At 54.9% G+C, this 9,633-nt stretch carries 6 protein-coding genes and 1 pseudogene; 4 read left to right on the forward strand and 3 right to left on the reverse strand.

Annotated elements, in window-relative coordinates:
- Positions 1 to 2,203 (reverse strand): iron uptake porin (locus tag KBY68_RS12405; protein WP_255097437.1); only part of this gene is annotated, 2,203 nt, incomplete at its 3' end.
- A gap of 122 nt (positions 2,204 to 2,325) precedes the next feature.
- On the opposite strand from KBY68_RS12405, the gene KBY68_RS12065 reads away from it, so the two are divergent.
- The 3 genes from KBY68_RS12065 to KBY68_RS12075 are packed head-to-tail and all read left to right on the forward strand — an operon-like array spanning position 2,326 to position 6,115.
- Positions 2,326 to 3,852, forward strand: a complete 1,527-nt coding sequence (locus tag KBY68_RS12065) for an ArnT family glycosyltransferase (RefSeq protein WP_255097438.1) — start codon at positions 2,326 to 2,328, stop codon at positions 3,850 to 3,852.
- Entirely contained in the window at positions 3,849 to 4,958 is a 1,110-nt protein-coding gene (locus KBY68_RS12070) for a glycosyltransferase (protein ID WP_255097439.1), read from the forward strand. Before KBY68_RS12065 ends, KBY68_RS12070 begins: the two co-directional genes overlap by 4 nt.
- Positions 4,940 to 6,115, forward strand: coding sequence for a mannosyltransferase family protein (locus KBY68_RS12075; RefSeq protein WP_255097440.1), 1,176 nt, complete (start codon positions 4,940 to 4,942; stop codon positions 6,113 to 6,115). The genes KBY68_RS12070 and KBY68_RS12075 overlap by 19 nt, the downstream gene beginning before the upstream one ends.
- On the opposite strand, the gene KBY68_RS12080 is transcribed toward KBY68_RS12075, so the two are convergent.
- A complete protein-coding gene (locus tag KBY68_RS12080) occupies positions 6,112 to 7,695 on the reverse strand; it encodes a DUF2079 domain-containing protein (RefSeq protein ID WP_255097441.1) in 1,584 nt (527 codons plus the stop codon). The two genes, KBY68_RS12075 and KBY68_RS12080, sit on opposite strands and share 4 nt — an antisense overlap.
- A gap of 20 nt (positions 7,696 to 7,715) precedes the next feature.
- Here KBY68_RS12080 and KBY68_RS12085 point away from each other — a divergent pair, with 20 nt between their 5' ends.
- Positions 7,716 to 9,158, forward strand: coding sequence for a glycosyltransferase family 39 protein (locus tag KBY68_RS12085; protein ID WP_255097442.1), 1,443 nt, complete (start codon positions 7,716 to 7,718; stop codon positions 9,156 to 9,158).
- 344 nt (positions 9,159 to 9,502) lie between these two features.
- On the opposite strand, the pseudogene KBY68_RS12090 reads toward KBY68_RS12085, so the two are convergent.
- Positions 9,503 to 9,633: pseudogene (locus KBY68_RS12090) on the reverse strand (photosystem II D2 protein (photosystem q(a) protein)); the annotation flags it as partial.

Genomic DNA, 9,633 nt, shown 5'->3' on the forward strand with positions numbered 1-9,633 from the left:
GAGTAACGCTGATGTTGTCGGTAACTTGGAATTTGTACCAAATCTCCCAAGCAAAGGTGCTTTCATCCGTGCCCATGAAACCATCGTTTCCAGTTACGAATGTTGGCTGACCAACGGCTGTACCAAAGGTGTTGCCTTTGATCAAAGCATCAGCCCACTGCATACCCACATACCAAGATTGGCTTTGGGCCTTTGCTCCTGCTGCGTTTGTTTCCACACCCCAGATTTGAGATGCCTTCTTAGCGCTATAGGAGTTGGAACCCCAACCGGCACTAATAGATGGAATCCAGCTCACCTTGGTTGGCTTCCACCAGCCGCTAATGGCAAGTGAATTCACATCAAATGACGACAAACCAGCGAATGGATTACCCGCTAAATTTGTACCCACAGGGATATAGCCGTAGGCTCCACTTTGGGAGTAGGCATAGGCAGCAGTTAAGTTCCAGTTAGTTGCGGTGTAAGCCAGCTGCACCGTGCCGGTGCCGCCTGAATTGTCTGTGGCAATGCCACCAGTGCTGGAATCACTATTTTTAGCGTTGGCTGCCACATAGTTGGCACTTACGCTGAAGCCATTATCAGCCCACCAGATACCAGCACCACCACCGAGGTTGAGGGTGTAGGTACCGGGGGAACCGGCGTAGGTAAAGAAGTCGAGAATTGTGTCGGCTGGATATTGGCTAGGCCACACCGCCAACATGTCGTCTTGACGCACCCTTGGGCCAGCGGTAACTGTGAAATTTGAACCGATCGGGAATTGATAGAAAACCCGATCTACGCCCATGGAGTTAGGGCCGGATCCTTCTTCATAAGCAACCTCAGCACCCAATGAGGGATAGGGATTACCAAACCATGTGCTCTGGCCAAAGTTACCCACACGCAGGCGAGTGCGCAGTAAATCTTTGCCCGTAAAGCTGGTATCTAGCGCTAAGCGAACGTCGTAGTTGAAACTAACGGCCTCGCCAATCGGCACATCACCACCGATTAAATCCTTCAGGAACTTACGCGCCGCTGCTTTTACGGTGGGGTTCTGTTGCTGCAGAGGGCTCAAGGTGCCGTATTCAGCTATCGATAGATCCAGCGGGTTTGTGAATGTGCCCGCGTTTGTGAAGCCACCAGGCGCTGTATTCGCAAACGTGCTGTATGGAGCAGTTGCAACATCGCTGGAATAGCGAATCAAGCCGCCACCTTTAACTGCCCGTGAGGCATTACCCAATGCCACCAGGTTTTGCATATCTTTTTTATCGATTAAGAATCCACCCAGGCTTGGACCAGCTGGCATTCCACCTGGTAGTACGCCATTGCCACCATTGGGGGTTGTATTTGCCATCACGCCCATCAAATCTGAAGTAACAACCGTGCCGTTTGGCAAGGCGTTATTTAAAAAACCATTAGAACGCAAACCAGCAACTGAGAGGTTAGGAGTAAAGAAAGTGCCTCCAACATAATTACTCAAGGTTGTGCCTGGTTGACCCACAACTCCAATGGAAGCACCGCTAAAACCACCAGTCCAGGTAGCCGCCTTAGTAAAGGCTTCTACGCTGCCATTTGGTGTACCCGTTGCTGAATAGCGGGCGCCGCCGGGGGTAACGCTATAGGCATTGGTTTCAACGGCGCTTTTAAATGCTGCCGATTCAGCTTGACCAGTGCCAACTTGGGCAACAGGACTGGTGCCTTTATTAGCGCCGCCGAACTTTGAGCTGCCAAGCCAAAACACCGACTGACCTTTTAACTTGGTGGTAGTTGAAAACTGGGTTGCCGCTAGTTCTGCTGTTTTTGCTTCTAGCCCATCAACCTTTGCTTTTAATACCGCTAGCTCTTTTTCAAATTCCTTAAGCAAGCGTTTTACCTGCTCTGTCATCTCCGTTACACGATCCAAGCAAGCATTCAGCAATGCCGCCGCCTCATAGCGACTCATCGCCTGTTTGCCTTTAAACGTGCCGTTTGGATAGCCAGCTACGCAGCCATACTTAGTAACCAAGTTCGACAGTGCCTGATAGGCCCAATCAGTGGGTTGCACATCAGAAAACTGGCTAACACTTGTTACCTGACCCATCTGCGCTTCTATCGCCCGCATCCGGTCGATATCTTGCTGGTCTTGATAGCGATTAACCGACCCCATATCTAGGCTTTGGGCTTGACCCGCCAATGGCGACACCACTCCCATTACCAATGGAGCAAGCAATAGCTTGCGAAATGCGTTCATGGTTCTCACACACAAAAAGAACAGGAGGCGCTATGCGCCAAACAGATAATTCCTCCTTAACCAAACAAAAGCCGTGCGAATTGATACAAAAGTGCTGCCATTGGGTCCAGAGCTGCAATTGGTTGCTTTGGCTTGGGGCCCTATTGCTGCTCTTGCTGCCGGGCCTTGATCTACCCCTGCGGGATTGGGATGAAGGGATTGTTGCCAGGGTGGCCTTCGAGCGCAGCCAACAGCTGGGCTCCTTTGCTGATCTACTGCTACCCAGCTATTGGGATGCCCCCTACCTAAATAAACCGCCCGGCCTGCACCTATTAATTGCCGTTGTTATTCACCCTTGGCTGCAGGCGGGCCTGTTGCCACCCGCCTGGGCAGTGCGTTTTATGCCTGCCCTGCTCGCCAGTGCCGTGGTACCCCTGGCCGCTGCCATCAGCCGGCGCCTACGGCCCAATCAACCCATGGCTGCTTTTTGCAGCGCCGCCATCTGTCTCACCCTTTTGCCCTTGATGCGCCATGGCCGCCTTGCCATGTTGGATGGCGCCCTGGTGAGTGCCAGTGGTTTGCTCTGGTGGCAACTGCTGCGGGCTAAACAACACCCTGCTAACGGCGGATTTTGGGCTGGCCTTGGCGGCAGTGGCCTCCTACTACTAAAAGCACCAACACTCTTGCCGGTATTAGCAGCAGGCCTGCTGCTACTGGCCATGGATCGTGTTTTAAGCAAACGCCAGTGGTTGCTATTGCTTAGTGCCCTTGCCCTGGGCCTAATGCCAGGTGTTGGTTGGCATCTCTGGCATTTTTGGGCCCGGGGTGATCAAGCCCTTTGGCTATGGGCTGGTGATGGCGCCGCAAGGGTGTTGTTGCAGGCGGGGGAAGGCAGCAACCTCGGTTGGCGGATTCCTGTTCTTGAAGTGTTGGAAGGGGGCTGGCCCTGGTTGCCCCTCTGGCCTTTTGCCATGGCCTTGGCCTGGCGGCAACGCCACACCCCAGCAGGCCGCTGGCCCCTGGGGCTGCAATTGGCCATGGCCGCCACGGTATTACCGCTACGCACCCAATTGCCTTGGTATAGCCACAGCCTTTGGTTGCCCTTTGCCCTGCTCTGCGGCCCCCAGTTAGCCCAATTGATCCAACAGCGGGGGGGTGCAGTGCTGCAGCGCCTGCCCTGGTTTTGGCTGGGGCTAGGGGCACTACTGCTAATTGCTGCCCCATTTAGCCAGCATTGGTTTGTGATTCCAGCTGCCCTTGGCTTATTACTGGGGGGCTGGGGCCTGCGGCCAGGGGTGCAAAGCAACAACCGGCGCTGGCGGGGAGCCCTGCTCTTGATCAGTGGTTGGTGGCTTTCGCTTTTCCTTTTGATGCAAGGCCCCCTATGGCTATGGGAACTGGCGGAACAGGTGCCGGTGGCAGCGGGAGCCGCCCTGGTGCGGCGGGCTGATCCCCGCATACCCATTGCCCTATGGCAAATGGCGGAACGGCCTAGCCTCAGCTGGCAAAGCCAAAGGCGTTTATTACCCCTAGGCACACCAGCGGCTGGAAACCTGCAACTGTTGAGCCTGGGTGTGGGTCCGGCCCCAGAGCTGGCGGGTTATGGCTGTATAAAAAACCACAACGGGGAAGATGGCTGGCAGTTGTGGCTATGTAAGCCAGCACCTTGAGCGGCCCCCTAAATCTCACGGTGGTGCTTGCCACCTACAACGAACGCGAAAACCTGGCGCCGATGTTGGCCAAGTTAAAAGCCCTCCTGGGCCAGCGTTATCGCCTCGAAATAATTGTGGTAGACGACGACTCCCCCGATGGCAGCGCCGATTTAGTGCGCTCCCTTGCCCGCCAGGATCCCCGCATCCACCTGATCCGGCGCGTGGGCAGGAACGGTTTATCCAGTGCCATCCGCGAAGGTTTATTAGCTGCCAGCGGTGAAGTGGCCGTTGTGATGGATGCCGATGGCCAACACGAACCGGAGGCGGTGGATTTGGCAATAAGGGAGTTGATCAGTAGCGATGCCGATCTAGTAATTGGCAGCAGGTTCCATGCCGGCGCTGTTATTGAAGGGCTTTCGCCCCAACGGCAACGGGGCTCCAGCCAAGCCAATCGCCTGGCCCGCTCCACCCTGCCCGCCTATGCCCAACTATCCGATTACATGAGCGGCTTTTTTGCCCTCAGGCCCGACCGCTGCGCTAAGGCCATTCGTGCTGTGGATGTGAGTGGTTTTAAATTTCTCTATGAGTTGCTGGCGGTGAGCAAAGGCCAGCTGCAGGTAAAGGAAATCCCCTTGCACTTTCAAGCGCGTCAGAGTGGCAGTTCCAAGCTTGATAACGCTGTGGTGTGGGATTGGCTTGTTTCCGTGGTCCACACAGCCTGTTTCAGGGTGGTGCCGAGGCGAGCGGTGAGCTTTGGCCTCGTGGGCCTAACTGGGATGGTGGTGCACTTTGCTATCTACGGCCTGATGCGCAGCCAAGGGGTGGCTTTCCTAACCACCCAACTGGTGGCGGTGATCATGGCGGCCAGTTCCAATTACTTGATCAATAATTCACTCACCTTTCGGGCTAAGCGCCTGCAGGGTTTTGCCCTTAGCGCCGGCCTGCTGAAATTTTTGCTGGTTTCATCCTTAGGTATGGCCGCAAATGTGGGTATTTCAACGGTGGTATTCGCCAGCTTGAAAGGGGGACCCATTGCCCTGCTTGCCCTGTTGGCGGGCATCCTTGTGGACTTCGTTTGGAAATACGCCGCCTCCTCCCGGTTTGTGTGGAACGTTCCCTACTGAAATTCCTATTCAGCAGCTGGGCCATAAGCCGCTTGCTGCTGCTGGCACCGCTGCTGCTGCAACCACTGCCCCAGGCCCTAAACCGCTGGGATGTGGTGCACTACCTCGCCCTAGCCCAACACGGCGCCCAAGGCAATTTGCAGGCTTTCTTTCCGCTTTGGCCCGCCTTAATTGCCTGGTTATTTTCAGCTACCGCAACGATTTCAAGCAATGGGTTTCTATGGGCTGGCTTTGGCCTTGCAAATTTTTCTTTTTTAATTGCCCTGGGGCTGATGCATCAGCAAGCCCTGCGTTTATGGGGTGATCGTGCCGCCCGCTGGACGGTGCTTCTGGCTTGTTTCAATCCCCTTAGTTTATTTGCCGCTATTCCCTACACAGAAGCCCTCTATCTACTGCTAACTGCCGCTGCCCTAAGCCAAACCGTGGCGCCCTTGCTGCAGGGAGTGGCGGCTGGTTTAGCTGCCGCCACCAGGCCCACGGGGGTGTTGCTGTTGCCGGGTTTTCTACTGCAACGCCGCTGGGCTGCAGCAGCTTTAACGGGCCTTGGCCTTGGGGCAGTGTTGCTGCTTGGTTTGCGCAGCAGTGGTGATCCATTTGCTTTTTTGCATGCCCAACAAAGCGGCTGGGGCCATCAACCGGGCCTAAACCTTTCCGGCCTGCCCCGCTGGCAGCGGCTATTCAGCCAGATCCTGCTGGGCGGGCAAAACACAGAAGCCGGTGAGCTGGTGGATTTTGTTTTTCCGGTTTTGATGCTCAGCTGCGCCCTGCTGGCCATAACCGCCTGGCGCCTAAATCAAAATCGCCCTAACAGTGCCCTAATACTTGGCGGCATCAGCCTTATGGGTGCCTGGTTGCTGGCGGGCAGTCCATTTCTAAATGGGGCTATGGCAATAGCAAGCGCTGCCCTTTTGCTTTGGGGTTGGGCCCGTTTACCCCTAGAGCAACGCTGTTTTGCCTTGGCAAGCATTGCCGCCTACCTACTCAAACAAAACACGATCAGCTTTGAGCGCCACCTCTATGCCACGGTGCCCCTATTGCTATTGCTTGGTTTATGGGCAAGCCTGCATCCCCGTTGGGCCAAATTATTACTTGGTTTTAGCTCCCTACTTTGCCTTGTATTTGGCCTGCGCTTTGCCAGTGGTGGCTGGGTGGGTTAAAGCAAAGCCCGTTCAGCACAGGCGCGGCTTTGGCTTGAACTTGGGGCGCCACGTTTAAGCACCAGCGCTCCATCAGCGCAATGCACCACCCCATAGGCACCCTGATCTAAGAGCTGCAGGCTGCGGGCCCGCAACACCAATAATTGATCACGATCTTCTGGAAATGCAGCCAAGAAAGGGCGATGGAAACGGGGTAAAAGGGCGATCCAATCCACCGGCTGGGGTTTGCCCTGGCGATTAAGGAAATCGCTATGAAATGGATAACGCAGCAGCACTGGCCGCTGGGCCAGCCTTGGCAATAAAGGCGTGTGGGCCGCCACCGATGCCCCGGGCGGAATAACAGCCAAAGCGGCGAGGGCCGCTTGGCGGCGGGCCCATTGCTCCTGAATACCAGCCTGGGCCCAGGGCTTAATGCTGTCTGGAATTAAGGCGGAAAGGCTGCGGTGGGGGTTGGCGCTAAGGGCTAATAACAATGAAAGGGCAATGACAGCTGTCCAGAGGCGCCTAAACCATTTACTGCCATATAAACCCTGGTGGCTGCGCCACCAAAACACCACACCGCCAAATACCCCAGGCGCTAAATACAACACATAGCGCAAACCTGTGGCAAGGGCGCTGAAACCTTTAGCCGCTAGGGCAATAAATAATGGCGCCGCAATTAATAACCACACATCAATTGAAAACAACGGCACCAGCGCCAGGGGCAACATCGGTGCCAGCAGATATTCAAGGCTGCGGCCAGGCGGGCTCACCAGTTCCTGGAGCAGTTGCTGCGGTTGCTTTGCCAATGCCCAAAGCAACCCCAAGGTGCCGCCGGCACTTTGATATTGACCAAATTTTTCCGAAAGGAAGCGTTCATTCACATCAGCGCCCAGCAATGGCTGCAGCCAGGCTGTTACCAGCACCACGTAAAAAACCGACCAAATCAATACAGCTGCCGCCAGCCGGCGCCTTGGCAGCCGCAACACCCCCCACAGGCCAATGCTAAAACTCACAATCCCGGCATCACCCCGCACCAAGGTGATCATCAAGGCCGCACCTAGGGCAGGCCAGCAACGCCCCTGGCGCAGGGCCCAAATCAAACAAAAACCCAGCAGTGGCACTGGGCATAGGTCGTGAAAATTCTCAAGCAGCGGCCCAATCAGGGTGATGGAGCAGTAGTAGGCAAGCGCAATCCGTAGGCCAATAGCTGCGGCCGGCCCCTCAGAAATAGCCAACTTGAACAGCATCAAGCCACCTGCGGTGAGTAAACCCACCTGCACTAGGGGCAGGGCATAGATGCCAAAAATTGGAATTAATGGCACCCAGAGCTGGCTAAGCAAATTGAGGTGCTGGCTGGCATGCAAATAGCCCAACTGGGGCAATTGCCCCCCTAATTTCACCGCCGCCGATAGTTCCGCAGAGAGGGTGCTTTCAAACCAACGGCCCTGGCTACCACTCCAGAGCTCCTGCAAAAACAAGCCTTGGTCGTAGCTGGCGCTGAAACCCTCCAACCGCCATAGCTGCAGGCCAAAACCAAATACAAAAAAAGCTGTTGCCGCTAAGGCAAGCTGCCGATGGATCGGCTCCCGGAGGACCATTGGAACACCGCAGAGCAAGGATGCGTTTAATTCTCCCTGGCCCCTGGCTACCGATGCTGCTGGGTGCTGCCCTGCGGCTTGTGAATATCAACGCCCCAATCATTGGTGTGCACAGTTGGCGCCAGGCAGATACCGCTGGCCTAGCCCGTAATTTCCACCTCAACCATCTGCCAATTTGGCTGCCCCAGGTGGATTGGGGTGGTGCTGGCAGCGGCTATGCCGAAACCGATTTCCCGATTTATTCCTTTGGCGTAAGCCTGCTTTATCAATTGTTTGGCGTGCAGGAATGGTTGGCGCGGGGCCTCAGTTTGCTCTGCAGCATTGGCGCCATCTATTTAATTCAAAGGCTTGGCAGCAACCTGTTTGGCCGGGAGGCGGGCTGGTGGGGCGCCCTCTTTTTTGCCCTTCTGCCCCTGTCGGTTTTCTATGGCCGCAGCGTGCAACCGGAAGCACTGCTGATGCTCAGCTCGGCCCTTGCCCTGGAGAGGGGCTTGGCCTTTCAACAGCGGGGCGGCAAGCTCAACTTGGCCTTGGCTGGCATTGGCTTAGCGGCGGCCAGTTTGATTAAGGTGCTGCCCCTGTTTTGGCTTGGGGTACCGCTGTTGGCCCTTAGCTGGCGGAGGTGGCAGCTGTGGTTGGTGGGGGGCCTGGTGTTGATCGCAACCGTTGCTTGGTATTGGCATGCCCATCAGCTATTTCTGGAAACAGGTTTGAGCTTTGGCTTTTGGGGCAGTAAAGCCTCCCGCTACAGCTGGGGCGATTTATTGAACTGGCGTTACTGGGGCGACATCTTGCTGCGCTTTAGCCTGCGGGGCCTTGGGCTGGTGGGGCTACCACTGTTGATTTGGGGCCTTTGGCTACCAGCGCAAAGCAAACAAGAAAAAATATTGCCGCTTGGCTTGCTTGCGGTGTTGCTTGCGGGGGCATTAGCCCCCAGCTCCAGTTATATCCATGAGTATTACCAATTACCGCTTTTGCTATTTGCTTGCCCGCTGCTGGGAAAGGCTTGGCAGGATCTATGGAAACGCGCCACTTCGATCGGCAGGCGCTGGTTGGTGATCGGCTTTTGCCTAATGGTGCTGATCAGCCTCGCGGTGCTGCGGCTTAATTATTGGAATCTAGAAAATGTTGCGAGCTCACCAATTTGGGCCCAGGCCCAAGAAATAAAAGCCCAAACGCCAAGCAATAAACCGCTGGTGAGTGTTACCGCTGGTGATCCAACCCTGCTCTACCTGAGCGATCGCAAGGGCTGGCTTTTGCCACCGGAGGCGATTAATCAAAACCTTATAAACCAATTAAAACAGCAGGGGGCCAGTGCTGTTGTTGGTTCTTGGCAAAGAATTGAAAACTACTCGGCTTTCCCAGATGGGCCCACAAAAGAAAATTTAAAAAAAGTATTACTCAATCCTAAATATAAAAAGCCAACTAAATCAGAGGAAAACTACATAATAAAAATTGATTAAATATTAATTAATTGATTGAATATTAACTGCAATTACTCCTTTAAATAACGATGCCCCCGGATTGCTCCGGGGGCTCTCGCCGGGTTCGCTATGGCGCGAAACCGTTTGATCAGGAAGCGAATGCCTTTATCAGGCGGCCTTCTCCGCGATCAGCAAACCCTGCATTTTGGAACTCTGGGACACGGGCACCTCCTCCTTTTTGGATGATGCTGACCGGTAAAGCCTTCGGTAGCAAGATCAAAAGATCCAGCTACCACTTCACTGTCAGCGGAACCCAGCCAGTTTAACCAATAAAAAAGGCGCCCCGGGGACGCCTTTCTGCAAAAATATGGATTTAAACGGCCTTAGAGGGCGTTTCCACGGGGCAGAACCTCTTCTGGGAAGATGAAATTTTCATGGGGCTGGTCGGCTGGTGCCATCCAGGCGCGTAAACCTTCATTCAAAAGAATGTTCTTTGTGTAGAAGGTTTCAAATT

It is taken from the genome of Synechococcus lacustris Maggiore-St4-Slac (assembly GCF_024345595.1).
Lineage (GTDB): Bacteria > Cyanobacteriota > Cyanobacteriia > PCC-6307 > Cyanobiaceae > Synechococcus_D > Synechococcus_D lacustris.

Bases quoted from the DNA above. Each gene is read 5' to 3' on its own strand.
- KBY68_RS12080 (WP_255097441.1), bottom strand. From the start codon at position 7,695: ATGGTCCTCCGGGAGCCGATCCATCGGCAGCTTGCCTTAGCGGCAACA.
- KBY68_RS12085 (WP_255097442.1), top strand. From the start codon at position 7,716: ATGCGTTTAATTCTCCCTGGCCCCTGGCTACCGATGCTGCTGGGTGCT.